Source organism: Gordonia sp. PvP123, from assembly GCF_040547295.1.
GTDB classification, from domain to species: Bacteria; Actinomycetota; Actinomycetes; order Mycobacteriales; family Mycobacteriaceae; genus Gordonia; species Gordonia terrae.
The window spans coordinates 1-17,278 of sequence record NZ_JBEPPN010000023.1 but is presented as its reverse complement, the minus strand read 5'-3'; the positions used below and the strand labels follow the sequence as shown (position 1 = coordinate 17,278).

Sequence of the window (17,278 nt, the reverse complement as noted above, 5' to 3'; positions counted from 1 at the left end):
CCCGGTCCTTGAGTTCCTCACTGTACTTGCGTGGTGCTGCCATGCTCTCCATCCTTCACAGGTTCGAGAGCCTCCGACAGACCCGGGGCGGTTCAACCACCAGCCAGCCGCGTACCAAGGTCAGTGCAGCTAGCGTTTGAATTAGGACGCAACTCATCTATCACGGGCGACGGTGCTGCGTCATGCTTATGCCCCTCCTACCTGTTGACGGAATGGTCGGGATATTCAGCGACCGACGCTTGTCAGATCCCCATGGGTCCGTCCGCGTGACTTTTGCGATGGTCAAGGGGCGAGCCGGAAACGGTCGATGTCACCCGGCCACCAGCTCGCAGTGCCCAGCAGCACCGCTAGCGCCGGGACTACTAAGGTCCGCACCAGGAACGTGTCGAGCAGCAAACCGACACCGATGATGAACCCGATTTGCACCATCACATCGATGGACCCGACCATCAGCCCAAACATGCTGGCCGCGAATATCAACCCAGCCGAGGTGATGACCGACCCGGTGTAAGCGACGGTACGCATTACGCCGACCCGCACGCTCCACCTCGTTTCCTCTCTCAGCCGTGACACCAGCAGCATGTTGTAGTCGGCGCCCACCGCCACCAAGACAATGAACGACACCAGTGGCACGGGCCAGGCGATCCCGGCACCGAGGATGTGTTGAAGTACGAGCACACCAATACCGAGAGCCGCCATGTAGTTCAAGACGACGGTTGCAAGGAGATAGACAGGTGCAACGACGGCCCGCAACAGCAGCATCAGGATCAGACCCACGATGAGAAGGGTGGCTATGCCGAGCAGTTTGAAATCGTACGACAACAGTCGCTGGACGTCGGCATTGATCGCAGGAAAGCCCGCAACAGAAGCACGTCCGCCCTCCAGAGTGGTGTTCGGCATCGCGTTCTCGGCGACGCTGGACAGCTCGTTCGCCAGCGTCATTGCATCGGCAGAGTATGGGTCGTAGGCGGTCTGTACCGCATAGCGCACGGTTTTCCCGTCGGACGAGATGAACTGTCGAGCGACCTGACTGAACTGCTGGTCCTTGAACGCATCCGCGGGGAGATAGAAGCCGGTTGCCGAGTCAGAATCGCCGACCTCCCGTGCGGGAGCCCGAAGCTGTGCGGCGACCTGTGCCAGTCCACTGAGTAGCTGAAGGTTGCTGTCCACCAGAGCACCGACTCCGTTCGACAACTGACGCGCGCCGTCGGCAAGTGCGCCGACGCCGGATTCGAGTTGCGAGAGCCTGTTCCCGAGGTCCTGTCCGCCGATGGCTTGTAGTGCAGAATCCAGCGTTTGAAGAGAACGCTGCAGCTGTGCAATGTTGGTCGAGCCTGGCGCACTCACGCGGCCGAGCTGCGCGGCAAAGTCAGCCACCCTCCCAAGCGACTGATCATCCGCGAGTGCCCGGATGTCGGCCATTTGCGCGCGCAGTGCCGAGCACTGCGCGATCTGCTGGCACCACGGATTGTCTAACGCGGACAACGCCGGCGCGACCGCATCTGCCGCAGACTGGGCCCGACGTGCGAGTTGAGACAGCTCGGGCGCTTGCTTGGAAAACTGTCTAAGCCTTGGGGCAGCGTTCGCCAGTTGGTTCACAAGCGGCCGATACTCGTCGAGCTGCGGGCCAAATGACGACACCTCGTCGAGCAACCCCGACAGCGGAGCGAGGTTGGAGGATATCTGGTCTTCTAACAGTGCCAGGCCTCCGGCGAGCTGCTCTGACCCCGTCTTCAGGACGGCCAGATCACCCTTGCGGGCCTGTCCATCACCGGTCTCCTCGGTGATCTTGGTACCGATCTGATCATTCTGCCAAGATAATTGCGCCTGCTCTAGCTTCTCACCGGTCGGCCGCGTCACGCCAATGACCCTGGTCACGCCGGGAATCTGCGCGACGCGGGAGGCTAGCTGGTCGAGGTCGGCAAGGCCTTGAGCCGTGCGCATGTCGTTCTCGGACTCCACCACCAAGAATTCTGAGATGATGATGTCTTTCGGGAAGTGGCGGTTGAGAAGCGCGTATCCTTCGTTGCTCCCTGTGTCAGGTGGCTGCCCCTCGCGATCGTCGTAGGTGATCTGAATTGTTGCGGCGACCATGGCGAGGCCGATCAACACGACCACACTGATCGCGAGCAGAGGGACCGGCCGCCGGATAACCATGACTCCGACTCTTCTCCAGTAATCCCGCGTCAGGTCACGGCGGGGAAGGCCGGCGCCTTTCTTGGCAGCGAAAGAGAGTACGAGGGGCAGCAATGTCACCGTCGCCAAGAATGCGAAAGCTATGGCGATTGCGCAGGCCGGACCCAAAGTGTTAAACACACTGAGCTTGGCGAAGGCCATAGCCAGGAACGCTAGGGCCACAGTGCCCGCCGACGCTAGAACCACGCGGCCGATAGTTGCATTCGCGTGGGCGATAGCGACATCAGGAGAGTAACCCGCTCGAATACCTTCATGATAGCGGCTGATGAGGAACACCGAATAGTCAACTCCGGCACCAAAGATGATGACGGTCATGAACATTGACGTGAACTGGGATACCGGCATGCCCAGCTCGCCCAGTCCAGATAGAACTCCGCGACCCACAGCCAAGCTCATGCCCACGACAAGCAGCGGCATCAGCGCGGTGAAGACCGAACGATAGACGATCAGGAGGATCACGGCGATCAGCAGCACGGTGGCAACAGTGATCAGGACCAGATCCGACTCGCCCACGGCGAGTTGGTCGCTAAAGGTCGCGGGCGGGCCTGTCACACGGACTGTCGTCCCACTGTCACGAAAGATACTCTCAGCGATCTCACGCACCGCTGCGACCGCCTCCGCGGTATCGGGTCCCCCGAGTGTGCCGGCCACTCCCACGGGCAGATACCAGGCTTGCTTGTCTTTGCTGAGAGCCTGACTTGCGGTGAGGGGATCGCTCAGCAGGTCCCGGACAGCGATGACGTGCCTGTCGTCCGCCCGCAGGGTGTCGACAAGCACGTGATATCGATCGCGGGTGTTGTCGGACAGGCCTGCACTGTTCTCCATCACAACGAATACTGTGGTCTTGGCGCCGCGCTCGTCGAAAGATGCACCCATACGGTCCAAGGTCTGAAAAGACGGGACTCCGGCCGGGATCGGATCCACAGATTGTTCCCGTATCACTGACTCCAGTTGAGGAAAGAGAAGGCCTAAGCCGATGGCGGCGCCGAGCCAGACCAGCGTCACAATTCCCTTGCGGCGGAGGGTAAACCATGCAACCCGCTCAAGGGTCGGACTGTACTCGCCGAGTTTCTCGCCCCCTCTCGACGGGCGGGTTCGAATGGGAGACGAACTCACCATGTGCAATATCCTCTCGACCTGAAGTGGGCGACCCAATCGTGCGGACCCGTTTCGCGAATGTCCGTGCGGCGGTGGATGGTTGTCACTTGTGGTGGTGCTCGACCATGTTCTCGACTTCCTCGAGAGTGGTGGGCAGGTGGTATGGCGGAGTGCTCTTGCCTGAGATGCGGTATCGGCCCCAGAAGTCGGGATCCCCGACGACACACTCCGCTCGGCCCTCGGGGGTCGTAAATACAGCGATCGCGCGGGCGCCTTTCAGGAGCCCGTCGAGCTCATCATTCTTCTGAATCCGGCCATACCAGGTGTACAGGCCGTTCAGCGGCTGGAAATAGCCTTTGATCTTCGCTTCGACATGGATCTCCGCCCCGCGGCACACCAGGGTTCCTTCGCCGGAGTAGTCGAGGTCATGGTCGTCAGACATGCAGTCCTACCTTCTTCGCACTGAGCGTTGACAAATATCGCAGTTCGTGGATACTAGCAGTACCAGATACTATGAGTAATGGGTACTGGGCGCCAGGCCCCGACTCCCAGCCTTGAACGACCGAGGAGAAGACATGACCGTGCAGGATGTCCAGATGAACCCCGACTTTTCGAAGGAGGGCATGGCTCGGGTGAACGGGCGTAAGCCCGTCGACATGGAACGATCTGCGGGTCGATTGCTGCGGTCTTCCGCGGAGAAGTTCTACGACGCGGAGATCGACATCGACTGGGAGTCGCCCTGGGAGGAAGGCAAGTGCTTTCTGCCAGAGCATCGAGTGTCGCTATACGGCACCAGGCTGTGGGACAAGATGACTGAGGAGCAGCGTCGCGAGTTGGGGCGCCATGAGATCGTGAGCATCCTCAGTTTCGGCATCTACGCAGAGAATCTGTTGAGTTCAGCGCTTCTGCGCATGTCGGCGAAGGGGGCTTTAACCGATCAGAAGTCTCTATACGCGTTGACAGAGATCGGCGATGAGTCCCGCCATTCCACTATGTTCGCGCGCCTCATCAACAAGACGGGCGTGCCCCCCTACAAGCTTCCTAAGGGCTTCTTGAGCTTCGCGAAGATCCTGCATTTCGTCCCTCTCGGGCCGTCGGTGTCTGGAGCTACGCTGTTGATCGAGGAAATCCTGGACCGCGCCCAGCGCGAGGCGATGAACGACCCCAGTATGCAGCCTCAGCTTCGCCAGCTCATGAAGATCCACGTCCTTGAGGAAGCCCGTCACATTACCTTTGCGCGACTGGAGATGATCGAAGGCATGCAGCGTCGTCGTAAGGCGACGCGCGCTTGGCACCGAGGGGTGCTTGCCGTCATCGCGAACCTGGCGTACCCGCTGCTCATTAATCCGAAAGTGTACCCCGCAGTGGGAATTAGTCGCTGGCGTGGCGTGTGGGCGCAGCAGACCAGCCCAAACTATCGGACCAACCTGCAATTTATGTCGGAGCCCATGATTCGGTTCTTCCATGAGGCGGGAATGTTGGAAGGCAAGTTCACAATGGCCATGTGGCGTGCGACGCGGAGCCTTCCCGACGATCTTCGCTGATCTCCGTTCACGCGGCCGAGCCGTCGTGATCGACATCAGTTAGACCTGTGCGGAGCATTCTCGATGGCTTCGCGATCACTTCCGCCTCAACAGATCACCTGCCGCCACTGTGCGCAGGTGATGTGTTGTGCGATCCAACCTACGAGGGAGAAAGCATAAACATGGCATCATCGACTACCCGGCGCGCCTCGCGCGCAACCGCCAAGACGGATTCAACCAACGACCCGATTTCGACCAAGATTCTGATTATTGGAAGCGGGTTCTCTGGTCTCGGGATGGCCGCGCAGCTTAGACGTCGCGGGTATAGCGATTTTCTGATTCTGGAGAAGGCAAGCTCCGTCGGTGGGACCTGGCGCGACAATACCTATCCGGGCTGTGCATGTGACGTTCCGTCGCTGATGTACTCGTACTCATTCGAGAGTCGAGGTAGCTGGTCGAAGGTGTGGTCGTCACAGCCAGAAATTGAGCGGTATCTACAGGATGTCGCGGATAAGCGTGGCGTGACACAAAAGATTCATTTCGGTCAGAAGTTGGTTTCTGGATACTGGAGCGAGTCGGAGTCGCGGTGGCACCTGCGTACTGAGTCCGGACGTGAGTACATTGCTCAGTTCGTGGTGTCAGGAGTCGGTGCGCTGCATATCCCCAATTTTCCCGAAATTTCGGGGATTGAGGACTTTAAAGGCGAAGCGTTTCACTCCGCACAGTGGGATCATTCGGTGGATCTGGAGGGCAAGCGTGTCGCCGTGATCGGCACTGGTGCCAGCGCTATCCAGTTTGTACCTTTCGTGCAGAAGGAGGCCATGTCCCTCAAGGTCTTCCAGCGAACCCCTGCCTGGGTCCTACCCCGCAAGAATTTCTCCGTTCCGCCGGCCCTGCGGACTCTTCTGAGTAAACTCCCGATTGCACGTCGTATCGCCAGGTGGTCGGTGTACTGGGGTGCGGAGAGCCTGGCCTTCGGCCTCAACGGTCACTCTAACCTCATGCGGCCAATTGAAAAGGTCGCTCGGTGGAACATTGAACGCTCCATCTCTGATCCGGCATTGCGCAAGAAACTGACCCCGTCGTATCGTATCGGCTGTAAGCGGATTCTGGGGTCAAACGACTATTACCCGGCGCTTGCGGCACCTAACACCACTGTCATCAGCGATCGGATTGAGAAGGTGACCGCTGATTCCATCATTTCTTCAGACGGTGTCGAGCATCTCGTGGACGTTATAATTTATGCGACCGGTTTTCACGTGACTGATGGTTTCGATCAGCTCGCCCTGAAAGGTGCCACTGGCGAGGATCTCCCGTCCCACTGGCATCAGACGGGGATTAACACGCACCTGGGCATCACGACCGAGGGTTTTCCCAACCTGTTTTTCCTCCTCGGACCCAACACGGGCCTCGGCCACAACTCAGTGGTGTTCATGATCGAGCAACAGATCAAATACATCATGAAGGCCATCGACACAGTAGAAAGCCGAGGCGCTGAGAAGGTTGACGTACGCCCGTCCGTGCAAGAACAGTTCAACACCGACATCCAGCGGAAGCTGGCCAAGGGAGTGTGGACCAACGGCGGCTGCACGAGTTGGTATCTCGACTCGCAGGGCGTCAACCGGACCGTGTGGCCGGGCTTCACATGGCAGTACTGGCGCGCCACGAAAGATTTCGAGCCCGCCGAGTACGACATCGCCTGAGCCCGAACGCACGGAGAGACACGATTCGAAGAGATGGTGGGACGACGGTGAGCAGTTCTAATCGGCATGACTATACCGGCAAGGTGGCAGTGATCACCGGTGCCGCGTCAGGGATCGGTCGGTCTCTGGCACTCCAGTTGGCGGAGCGAGGTGCCGCACTGGCACTGTCCGACATTGATGAGATGCACTTGAAGGAGACTGCAGAACTTTGCCGCACCACGCATGGGGCAACGGTAACCGCCGCCGTACTAGACGTTGCGGACCGCGCTGCTTTTCAGGACTATGCCGACGGAGTGCGGTCAGAGTCGGGCCACGTCGACATGGTGTTCAACAACGCCGGCGTGGCCTTGGGCGTCGACGTGGTCGACATGAGCTGGGAAGACTTCGACTGGCTCATGGGCATCAACTTTGGCGGAGTCGTTAACGGGTCGAAGGCGTTTCTGCCTCACCTGATCGCGTCCGGGGACGGACATCTCATTAACACGTCGAGCGTCTTCGGCTTGATCGGAATCCCCAGCCAAAGCGCCTATAATGCCGCGAAATTCGGCGTCAGAGGCTTCACCGAGGCGCTCCGACAGGAGATGAAAATCAGTCGATACCCGGTCACAGTGACATGTGTGCACCCGGGGGGTGTAAAAACCAACATCGTCAACAATGCCCGAGGCGTTTCCGCCATGGGGGCAGACACCGCGACTGTCGCCTCGCTGTTCGACAGGATCGCACGAAGCACCCCGGATAAAGCAGCGGCGACAATCCTCAAAGGTATGGACAAGAAGAGAGCGCGAGTGCTGATCGGTGCGGACGCCCGCGGTTTCGACTTCGTGGCACGGGTGATCGGTCCCCGCTACCAGGACATCGCGGCGCCACTGACACGAGCGGGTTACGCGGTCGCACGTAGACAGGGGATCCTCAAGTGACCGTCGAACCCGATTCACGTCCGGCTGCCGCGGCGGCCCGCTCACGCACCTTAACCGTCTCGGAAGTGATCCAGGAAACGAAAGACTCCGTTACCATTTCGTTCGAAATCCCCGACGCCATGGTCGAGGAATTCAAGCATACCCCAGGGCAATTCATCACCGTCAAGATCCCATCTGATCGGACCGGTCATGTCGCACGGTGCTACTCATTGAGCAGCTCGCCTCACGTCGACGACTTCCGTCTCGAGATCGGCATCAAGCGGACCGAGAACGGTTACGCATCGAACTGGCTGTGCGATAACGCGATTACGGGAATGGAATTGACCGTCCTCCCGCCGTCAGGGCATTTCACGGCGAAGAATCTCGACGTTGATTTTCTATTCTTCGCAGGAGGAAGTGGGATCACTCCGGTCTTTTCGCTGATTAAGTCGGCACTTGTGTGCGGCGGGGGCGAGGTCACACTATTCTACGCGAACCGCGATGCCGAGTCGATCATGTACGGGGGGCAACTGACGCAGATCGTCTCCGAGTTTCCTGAGCGTTTCACCGTCTTCCATTGGTTGGAGTCGGCTATGGGTATTCCGACGCCTCAGAATGTCGAGTCCGCCATACGTGAGCACCGCGGTGCACAGATCTTCACCTGTGGTCCGGCGCCGTTCATGGATCTGGTGCAGAAGTCGGCGGAGGCCTGCGGTGTCGAGCACTCCTCGGTACATCGAGAAGTCTTCCAGTCACTGACCGGGGATCCGTTCGATACAGCCACGATGCGTCAGCTTGGTGACGACGACGGTGTGGCGACCGCTACGGTCTATCTGAATGGGCAGTCCATCACGACTGAGTGGCCGCGCAACACGCCGTTGCTCGACGTGCTACTGGCCCAAGGCCACAATGCCCCGTACTCCTGCCGAGAAGGAGCCTGCAGCGCGTGTGTATGCAAGCTGGTCGAGGGTGATGTAGAAATGGCCCAGAACCACATCCTCGTTGAGGGTGATGTTGCCGACGGTGAACGGCTCGCATGCCAGGCACTTCCGCTGACGGATTCTGTCACGGTGAGCTTCGATGACCTCTGAGTTTGCGAGTGCGTCGCGAGGATCGCGTGACCTCGAGGTCCTTTCCTCCGACGGGACCAAGTTGTTCGCTCAGGAATTCGGTCCGGGCCGGGATGCTCCGCTCCTAGTCTTTAGTCACGGCTGGGCTTGTCAGGGACGTTTCTGGCGTCCGCAGGTCGAGCAGTTCGCGGCGACGCATCGGGTGGTGGTCTACGACCAACGCGGACACGGGTTGAGCGACCGGGGCCGGGTACCGTTCTCGGCGAAGCTCTTGGCCGATGATATGGAGGCCGTAGTCCGGGCAGTGGCGACTCCCGCCGACAAGGCTGTCGTGGTCGGACACAGCATGGGAGGCATGTCCATCATGAGTTGGGCGGCTGAGTACCCCGCCTCGGTTTCGGAGCTGGCCCGCGGAGTAGTACTGGCAAGCACCGGGCCATCACAGTTGGTGGATCGGTCTACATTGCTCAAGGTTCCCCGACAGCTACGACCGAGACTTGAGCGGGCCTTCGCGGCCAGTCTTGCAGTCGCCGGACCCGAGATGCAGGGGACGCGTTTGTCTCGCCGCCTGATTCGTTACGGAACCCTGGGCCCGGGCGCGACTGCCGAGGTAGTCGACGAGTGCGCCGACATCGTGTTGCGATGCCCACCACAGGTGCGCGGGATGTGGGGTTCAGTGTTGGCGACAATCGACGTCAGTAAGGGGGTTGACTCGCTGGAGGTGCCGGCGACGGTCATCGTAGGTGATGCCGACAGACTGACCCCAGCGACCCATTCAGTGGATCTCGCAGCGCGCCTGGGTCGGAAGGGCGTTCTATTTGAATTCACTCTTCTTGACAAAGTCGGTCACATGTCCAACCTAGAGGCCGTCGAAGACTTCAATTCAGCCGTGGCCAGATTAGACAAATCCGCCTGACGCGGGTCTCGTCGACCCAACCCATGTTCACTGGCTAGTGCGTCACTGGCGCGACAAGTCAGCCATCCTGATAACGTAGGAGGTCATGTCTGTAGTCCGTCGCATCTCCGCGGCCCCGGTGAAAGTGCAGCGACGTGTGCGCGACGCTCGAAGCACGCGCTGGGACGACCACCGCGCCGTCGTCAAAGCTGAACTCGTCGATGCAGCGATACGCGCGATCGAAAAGTTCGGCGATGCCGTGAGCATGGACGATTTTGCGGAAGAGGCTGGTGCGTCGAAGCCTAAGCTCTACCGCCATTTCGGTGACAGGGCTGGGCTCTACTCCGCCGTGGCAGCCCGTCTGGGTTCTATGATGTGGGAGTCAGCGCAGTCAACTCTGCTCTCCGGACAGGCAGACAGCACCGTCGACGAACTTTTCCGTTCAGCGGTGTCCGCATACGTATCCTTGGTTGATGAACATCCAGCGGTCGTCCGTTTCCTCATGACGAACCACATGTTCCAGTACTCTGAGTCCGGCGAGGGTGGGGCCGCAGATCAGCTGAGATCGGCAATGGAGATTATTTCCGACGAGTTCGCTCGTGGCCTCCGAGAGGTCGATGCCGAGGAGTCCCCCGTCGCCGTAGCAGTAGCCTCCATTCTGGGGGCTGGCCTATCAGCGACCCAGTGGTGGATCGATCACGGTCGGCAGAATGGAATGAGCAGGGACATGTTTGCCGCGCACCTGTGCCAGACCTCGTGGGGGATCATAGACGGCGCTGCAGCCACAGTAGGCGTTCGATTCCATAGGGACAGGCCCTTAGGCGACCCTGGATTCGCCACTCGCCTCGACGCCGTCTGATCCCCTTCGTACGGGTGGTCCGCCCTGTGTCACGCACGCGGCAGAACTGCTCACACAAACGGAGCGCATTTCACAATCCTGACTGCTGGCTGTCATGGGGGATCATCCTTGGTCGCCGCTCATCTTAGTAGCGGAGCGCTACAGACGGTACTGTTGACGACAGTGCCACAGTCGTGGCGGCACTCATAAGGCCCCCCTCGAGCCTTCCATCGGTACCGCCACTGGCAGTTTCGTTCTGTTACCGACGGTATTGGTGTGCAGTCAGAGGTTCTTGATTTGGTTTCGTAGGGAGTGGCCAGGGTGGAAACCATCGATTTCGACGATGTTGACCCGAGGCGGGTTCGGTCGCGTCAGCGTTTGTTGGATGCTGCGGTGACCTTGCTGAACAGTGGCGGGGTCGAAGCCGTTACCGTGGAGGCGGTCACTCGACTGTCTCGTGTTGCTCGCACCACCTTGTATCGTCACTTCGAGAGCTCCACAGATCTGGTGGCGGCTGCCTTCGAGCGATTGTTGCCTCAGGCCGAGACCCCCGAGACGACGACGTCGATCCGTGATGACCTGCTGAAGCTGATGCAGCGGCAGGCTGAGCTTATTGAGCATGCACCGCTGCAGTTGACGACGCTGGCATGGTTGGCAATGCTTCCCGAGCAGCCCCGGCAATCCGGGCAATCCGACGGGGATCAGAACGCGCTCGCGCCACTGCGTCGTCGAGTCGTCGAGCAGTATCGAGAACCATTCGATCGAGTTTTGACGAGTGACGTGGCCACGGCTGAGCTCGACAACTTCGATTTGACCATGGCTGTCACCCAGCTCGCGGGCCCGCTGATCTTTGCCAAGCTCACGGGCATTCGGTCGATGACCGTTGGCGATCTCGAACAGCTTGTCGACGATTTCCTCATGGCCCACCGGCGACACCAAACCTCCTGACCTCCTTCCCCATCTACGGTACTGCTAGTACCGTAACGATACCGTCGGTTTCGTAGACGGGCTGGGTCGAGGGTGAGGTGCTGCATATGGTGGTCCAACGTCCAAGTGGTGGGCGCTTGGCGGCGCGCCGGTTGGCGGAACGCAGCGAGTACAGCACGACATTGGGGCGGTTGGCACGGTTCACCTTGGCGCACAGATTCCTCGTCATCGGGGCGTGGGTGGCTGTGGGTATCGTCTTGGCGATTCTGTTTCCCCAGCTGGAGACGGTGGTGCGGCAGCAGTCTGTTGATCCGATCCCTGCTGGGGTTCCATCGTTTCAAGCACTCGATCAGATGGGTGGTGCGTTCGGTGAGAAGGGCGCCAAGACCACTGTTTTCGTGACCATGGAGAACCCGAACGGGTTCACCGACGTGGCGCGGGAACGCTACGACATGCTCGTTCTGCAGCTGCGCGAAAATTTCGACGATGTGCAGTCAGTGCGGGATTTGCTTTCCGATCCGACGACGGCCGGCCAAGCCTTGAGTGAGGACGGGCAAGCCTGGTACCTGCCTGTCGGGGTCACCGGAACATTGGGAGGGCCAACGGCCACGCATGCTGTGGAGACCGTGCGCCAAACCGCGCAGCGCGTGTTTGACGGTACGGGCACCACTGTCCATGTCACCGGGCCGACAGCCACTTTCAGTGACCAGATCGTCAGTGCTGAAAGCGATTTAGTCGTGATCACTCTGGCGACGGTGGCGCTTATCGCGATCATTCTGTTGATCGTTTACCGATCGCTGTTCACCGCGCTGGTGCCGTTGTTGGTGATCGGTGTCAGCCTCGGCGTGGGCCGTGGCATCTTGTCCGCACTCGGCGAACTCGGTATGCCGGTATCGCAGTTCACCGTCGCGTTCATGACCGTCATCCTGCTCGGAGCCGGGGTCGACTACTCAGTCTTCTTCATCAGTCGCTATCACGAACGGCTACGCCAGGACGCCACCACCGAGGTTGCGCTCGTGGACGCGACAGCAACTATCGGACGGGTCATCCTGGCTTCAGCTGCCACGGTGGCGCTGGCCTTTTTGGCGATGGTCTTTGGTCAGCTGAGCGTGTTCTCCACCTTGGGTCCGGCATGCGCGATCGCCATCCTCATCGGATTCCTCGCCACGGTCACCCTGCTACCACCGGTGTTGCTGTGGGCGGCACGATTCGGCTGGGGCGCACCCAGGCGAGATCTGACCCGAAAGTACTGGAATCGCGTCGCCGTGCTCGTCGTGCGGCGTCCTGTGCCGCTGCTGGCACTAACCCTGGTCGGGCTAATCGTGCTTAGCGTCTTCGCGACGGGCATCCAGATCACCTTCGACGATCGTGAGGGGCAACCCGCGACAACCGACAGCAACGAAGGCTACGCGTTGCTCGACCGTCATTTCCCTCAAGACGTCACTATCACCGAGTTCCTCGTCGTAGATGCACCGATCGATCTCCGTACTGCCAGCGGGCTGGCCGATCTTGAGCAAATGGCCTCACGTGTATCCCAGATCCCCGGAGTGACTCGAGTCATCGGCGTTACCCGTCCCACCGGGGACAAGCTCGAGCAAGCCGAGCTGTCCTGGCAGAACGGCCAGATCGGGAACCGGCTGGCGGGTGCGGTCGACGATGGCCAGAACCGCCGCGGTGACCTCGAACAGCTCCGTACAGGCGCATTCCAACTCGCCGACGGGCTTACTCAGCTCGACACCCAGGTACGCACCAACTTGGCCCCCCTGGCCGGCATCCTCGATCAGGCAAGCACAGCCGGGCAGCAAATTCAGCAGTACCAGCCACTACTACGCCAACTCGCCGCATCTGCACCAGCGCTCGATCGCGCTTCTCAGAATGCCCCACAGCTGGCCGCGCTCACCCGCCAAACATCTGCAGCCCTGGCAACAGTGACCTCGATCCTGCCCATCCTCGATAATGCGCCCTGGTGCACCCAAGTCCCGCAGTGCGCAGCTCTGCGCGCGCAGACCCGCAATCTCGACGCCCTACTGAGCAACGGGACCCTCGACCAGATCGCCACGCTGTCAACACAACTCGCGCAGCTGGATACACCGATCTCAACAGTCACCGACCAACTCACTTCCACCGTCAACTCACTGGGCTCCACGCTGGGAAGCATCAGCAGCCAAGACCTTCCCGGCAAGCTCACCCAACTGCAAACAGGTATCAGTCAACTCGCGGCGGGATCACGCCAACTCGCCGCCGGTGTATCCGCGCTGATCGACAGCAACCTTCAACAACTCGCCGGGATGGCCGCGCTAGCCACACAACTACAAACCTCCGCCCGCGAGACCGCCGGAACAAACTCAGCAACCGGCTTCTACCTCCCACCTCAGGCCAACGCAGACCGCCGTTTCGTCGACGTCGCTCGCCAGTTCGTCTCGCCCGACGGCCATACCGTGCGCTACGCAATACAAACCAGCTTCGACCCCTACAGCACCGAGGCCATGCAACTGGCCGACACAATCACCGATGTCGCACTCGCCGCCAGACCGAACACAACCCTGCAGGACTCCAACATCGCGACAGCCGGGTTCCCCGCCATCAACGCCGATCTGCAACGTCTACTCACCGAAGACTTCCGACTCCTAGCGTTGGCCACCCTCACCATCGTCGGCCTGATCCTGATACTCCTACTCCGAGCACTCATCGCGCCGCTATACCTTCTGGGCACCGTCATACTCAACTACACCGCGGCACTGGGTATCGGCGTCCTGATCTTTCAACACATCCTCAAAACCGACATCGCCTGGCCCGTACCACTACTGGCCTTCATAGTCCTCGTCGCGGTCGGCGCCGACTACAACATGCTTCTCATCTCTCGCCTACGCGAAGAATCCCAAAACAACATCCGCATCGGCGTCCTGAGAACCGTCACCAACACCGGATCAGTCATCACCTCGGCCGGCCTCATCTTCGCTGCCAGCATGTTCGGACTCATGGCCGGATCCATCTCGATCATGACCCAGGTCGGACTCATCATCGGCATCGGCCTGCTGCTCGACACCTTCATCGTCCGCACCATCGTCGTGCCGACCATCGCCACACTTGTCGGCAGAGCAAGCTGGTGGCCGAGTACCCGAACCGACACGCATCCAGCGTCCCGCTAGTACGCACGCACGTGCCGAGATCTGACCGGCCCCGCCAGTCATCCAGCCATCGCGCCCACCTCATCGACTGACACCCGCTCGACGGTCGGCCGCGGCACCACACCCGACCCACGTGCGAGCGCCCCTCGCGTCGTTGACGCTGGTAGAACTCGCAGGAGGGCCCGTCGCGGCGTTGGGGACTGTCGCTGATTCGGTGTAAGTGGTTTTGATCGCCCCCGGCGTGGGGCAGGAGGAATCACGACGATGACCGACACAATCGGGGGCGTGGATGCCCCGGTGGCAGGGCCGGTTCAGACCGGTCAGGAACACGATGTCACCACCGCGGATGCGGTGCGTGAGCTCTCGAAGGCCGAGCAGGCTTTGGTGAGCGATCTGGTACGTAGCTCACGCGCTCAGGGAGTGGCTCTGACCGGTCCTGACGGGCTGCTCAAAGCGCTGACCAAGAGCGTGCTCGAAGCCGCGCTCGATGAAGAGATGACCGAACATCTTGGCTATGACAAACATGACGTGGCCGGCCGCAACACCGGCAATTCACGCAACGGCACGCGCACGAAACGGGTCCTGACCGACGCGTGCGGGCAGGTGCCCATCGAGGTGCCCCGCGACCGCAACGCCACCTTCGACCCGGTAATTGTCGGTAAGAGCAAACGTCGCGTCACCGATGTGGATCGGGTAGTGCTGTCGCTGTATGCCAAAGGCCTCACAACCGGCGAGATCTCAGCGCATTTCGCCGATGTCTACGGTGTCAACGGCGGCTGAAAACTGACCCCTTATCGACGGTTGAATTTTGACCCCCTTTGGTGTGGTTACTGGTCGGTGTTGACGAGTTCTCGTCGGGCTTTGGTGCGGTAGGAGTCGCCGTCGATAGCGATGACCTCGGCGTGATGGACGAGGCGGTCGATGAGTGCGGCGGCGACGACGTCGTCGGCGAAGACTTCGCCCCAACGGCCGAATGGCATGTTCGAGGTGATCAGAATCGAGCCTTGTTCGTAGCGACTGGCAATGAGTTGGAAGAACAGGTTGGCGGTGTCGGAGTCGAATGGGAGGTAGCCGATCTCGTCGATGATGATCAGTCGGTAGCGGCGGAGCCGTTTGAGTTCGGCGGCCAGGCGGCCGGTGGTGTGTGCCTCGGTCAGGCGGGTGGCCCATCCGGTGGCGGTGTCGAAGAGCACGGGGTAGGCGTTGTGTGCGGCTTTGATCCCGAGCGCGATCGCGAGGTGGGTTTTTCCCACCCCGGGTGGTCCGAGAAGGATCACGTTGTCGCTCTTGGCGATCCAGGTGCTGGTGGCCAGGTGGGCGATCACATCACGACGCAGTCCTGGAAGGTGGTCGAAGTTGAAGTCCTCGAGTGTTTTGACCGCAGGGAAGCGCGCGCCGCTGATCCGCAGCATGGTGCGGTTGGCTTCGCGTTCGCTGACCTGGCGGTCAAGAATCGCTGCGAGGTACTGCTCGTGGGTCCAGTTGTCGGTGCGGGCCCGCTCGGCCAATTCCGCCCAGCATCGGCGGATCGCTGGCATCTTCAACGCCCGCGCCGCGAACTCGATCTGTTTACCTGTTTGATTGTCGGACACAGTCTTTCACCTTTCAATGCTGGTGGATGTGGTGGGCGGGTGAGCTTGGGGCGGGGTGGCAAAGTTCACCCCGAACAGCTCGTCGTAGTCCGGTAACGCCCGGATCGGCACCTCGTGGCCATCAGGGTGGGCGCGGATGCGGGCGGCGTTTCGGGCCCGGTTGGCGAGGTCTTGGCGGCGGTAATCGCGGCGCAGTTCTTTGGCTGCTCGCACGTGCTGAGGGTCGGCGATGGTGACGTGGTTGGCCCAGCTGCGCGCGTGGTCGGCGACGGTGACCTCGCCGCAGAGGATGCGCACCTGCTGCAGGTCGGCAGTGATGTCGACGAACCGACCGATCACCGACGGGTGCACCGAATAGTCATTGCCGGCTACACGTACGTAGTAGTCGCGACCGAGTCGCACCCGGCTACTCAAGCCGATATGCGGTGCGGTCGGAGGTAGGCCGGTCATCTGCTCGAGGTCCTCGGCGAACACGTCACACGGGCGTCGATCACCGATCGCGCGCACCACTCGGGTGTTGGCATGATCGGCCAGCCACCGATCGAACTGGGCGGTGAAATCGGCCGGTGAGCTGAACTGGCGGCCCGGCAGGAACGAGCTCTCGAAGAACCGGTTGTTGCGTTCGACCATGCCCTTGTACTCGGGGTCTCGCGGTGGCGCCAGCTCCAGCCGCGTACCCAACGTGCCCACGAAGCCGGCCGCCAACGCGGTGGGTGTGCCCTTGGGGCCGATCGCGGCTTCGCGGTCCCACACCAGTTTGCGGGTCACCCCGCCCAGTTGCGACAGCAGCAGCCACATTCCCGTCAGGATGTCTCCGCCCTGGCGAGACGGGATCATCACCGCCGACCGGTACCGGGAGAACGCCAACGTCATCACCAACACCGGTAGCATGGCGAACTGATTGTGGCTCAGAGGGATTCGGTAGTCCGGAAACCACAAATCCCACTGTGAACAGCCGCCGGGCTGATAGATCACCCGATCGGCTGGATCTACCCCACGAAACTCTGGACGAATAGCCCGGACCCGGTCTTTGAGGACCGTCAACGACCTCGTCCACCCAACCCGCTCGGCGATCACCGTCGCCGGCATCGTCGGATACTCCCGCAGCAACGCCCGGATCTGCGGTTCGAACGCGTCGACCGCCGAGCCCGTCGCCGGCCGCGAGTACTTCGGCGCGGTATCCGAAGCCAACGCCGCACGAACGGTGTTGCGGGCCACCCCCAACCGGCGCGCGATCTCCCTGATCGGCACACCCTCACTGCGATGCAAACGGCGGATCTCTGCCCATTGCTCCACTGAAATCACCCTCCTAACAAGATGGACTGCTCCCCGGGAGTTGGACTGAAAATCAGTTTCGACTACCCGGGGAGAGTTGTATGCATCCACGTAGTTCGTTGTCGGTGGAGCAGCGT

12 protein-coding genes and 1 pseudogene are annotated in these 17,278 nt (G+C 60.8%); 9 read left to right on the top strand and 4 right to left on the bottom strand.

Annotated features, from left to right (window positions below):
* Window positions 1–282: 282 nt before the first annotated feature.
* Both ABIC25_RS24690 and ABIC25_RS24685 read right to left on the bottom strand, forming a co-directional pair.
* Window positions 283–3,315, bottom strand: a complete 3,033-nt coding sequence (locus ABIC25_RS24690) for an MMPL/RND family transporter (RefSeq protein ID WP_014928953.1) — start codon at window positions 3,313–3,315, stop codon at window positions 283–285.
* Window positions 3,316–3,397: 82 nt separating this feature from the next.
* Window positions 3,398–3,736: a DUF4873 domain-containing protein gene (locus tag ABIC25_RS24685; RefSeq protein WP_004021766.1), complete on the bottom strand. Its 339-nt coding sequence runs from the start codon at window positions 3,734–3,736 to the stop codon at window positions 3,398–3,400.
* Window positions 3,737–3,869: 133 nt separating this feature from the next.
* Between ABIC25_RS24685 and ABIC25_RS24680 the strand changes: the two genes are divergently transcribed.
* The 9 genes and pseudogenes from ABIC25_RS24680 to ABIC25_RS24640 all read left to right on the top strand — a co-directional run.
* The gene (locus ABIC25_RS24680) at window positions 3,870–4,838 is read left to right on the top strand and encodes an AurF N-oxygenase family protein (RefSeq protein WP_004021765.1); all 969 of its coding nucleotides are present in this window, start codon (window positions 3,870–3,872) and stop codon (window positions 4,836–4,838) included.
* Between the two features lie 161 nt (window positions 4,839–4,999).
* The gene (locus ABIC25_RS24675; RefSeq protein WP_004021764.1) at window positions 5,000–6,520 is read left to right on the top strand and encodes a flavin-containing monooxygenase; all 1,521 of its coding nucleotides are present in this window, start codon (window positions 5,000–5,002) and stop codon (window positions 6,518–6,520) included.
* 47 nt (window positions 6,521–6,567) lie between these two features.
* Window positions 6,568–7,437 carry an SDR family NAD(P)-dependent oxidoreductase gene (locus ABIC25_RS24670; RefSeq protein ID WP_004021763.1) on the top strand — a complete coding sequence of 290 codons (870 nt, stop codon included), beginning with the start codon at window positions 6,568–6,570 and terminating at the stop codon, window positions 7,435–7,437.
* Window positions 7,434–8,507, top strand: coding sequence for a ferredoxin--NADP reductase (locus tag ABIC25_RS24665; protein WP_004021762.1), 1,074 nt, complete (start codon window positions 7,434–7,436; stop codon window positions 8,505–8,507). The genes ABIC25_RS24670 and ABIC25_RS24665 overlap by 4 nt, the downstream gene beginning before the upstream one ends.
* Window positions 8,497–9,402 (top strand): alpha/beta fold hydrolase, encoded by a 906-nt coding sequence (locus ABIC25_RS24660; RefSeq protein ID WP_004021761.1) that lies wholly within the window; start codon window positions 8,497–8,499, stop codon window positions 9,400–9,402. Before ABIC25_RS24665 ends, ABIC25_RS24660 begins: the two co-directional genes overlap by 11 nt.
* A gap of 85 nt (window positions 9,403–9,487) precedes the next feature.
* Window positions 9,488–10,240 carry a TetR/AcrR family transcriptional regulator gene (locus ABIC25_RS24655; protein WP_004021760.1) on the top strand — a complete coding sequence of 251 codons (753 nt, stop codon included), beginning with the start codon at window positions 9,488–9,490 and terminating at the stop codon, window positions 10,238–10,240.
* 300 nt (window positions 10,241–10,540) lie between these two features.
* Complete coding sequence (locus ABIC25_RS24650; protein ID WP_004021759.1) at window positions 10,541–11,167, top strand: TetR/AcrR family transcriptional regulator; 627 nt, start codon at window positions 10,541–10,543, stop codon at window positions 11,165–11,167.
* A gap of 86 nt (window positions 11,168–11,253) precedes the next feature.
* Window positions 11,254–14,295 carry an MMPL/RND family transporter gene (locus ABIC25_RS24645; protein WP_033206569.1) on the top strand — a complete coding sequence of 1,014 codons (3,042 nt, stop codon included), beginning with the start codon at window positions 11,254–11,256 and terminating at the stop codon, window positions 14,293–14,295.
* A gap of 243 nt (window positions 14,296–14,538) precedes the next feature.
* A pseudogene (locus tag ABIC25_RS24640) lies at window positions 14,539–15,045 on the top strand (transposase); the annotation flags it as partial.
* A gap of 56 nt (window positions 15,046–15,101) precedes the next feature.
* On the opposite strand, the gene istB reads toward ABIC25_RS24640, so the two are convergent.
* Both istB and istA read right to left on the bottom strand, forming a co-directional pair.
* Window positions 15,102–15,866 (bottom strand): IS21-like element helper ATPase IstB, encoded by a 765-nt coding sequence (gene istB / locus ABIC25_RS24635; RefSeq protein ID WP_354563570.1) that lies wholly within the window; start codon window positions 15,864–15,866, stop codon window positions 15,102–15,104.
* Between the two features lie 6 nt (window positions 15,867–15,872).
* Window positions 15,873–17,171, bottom strand: coding sequence for an IS21 family transposase (gene istA, locus ABIC25_RS24630; protein ID WP_165629285.1), 1,299 nt, complete (start codon window positions 17,169–17,171; stop codon window positions 15,873–15,875).
* Between the last annotated feature and the right edge of the window lie 107 nt (window positions 17,172–17,278).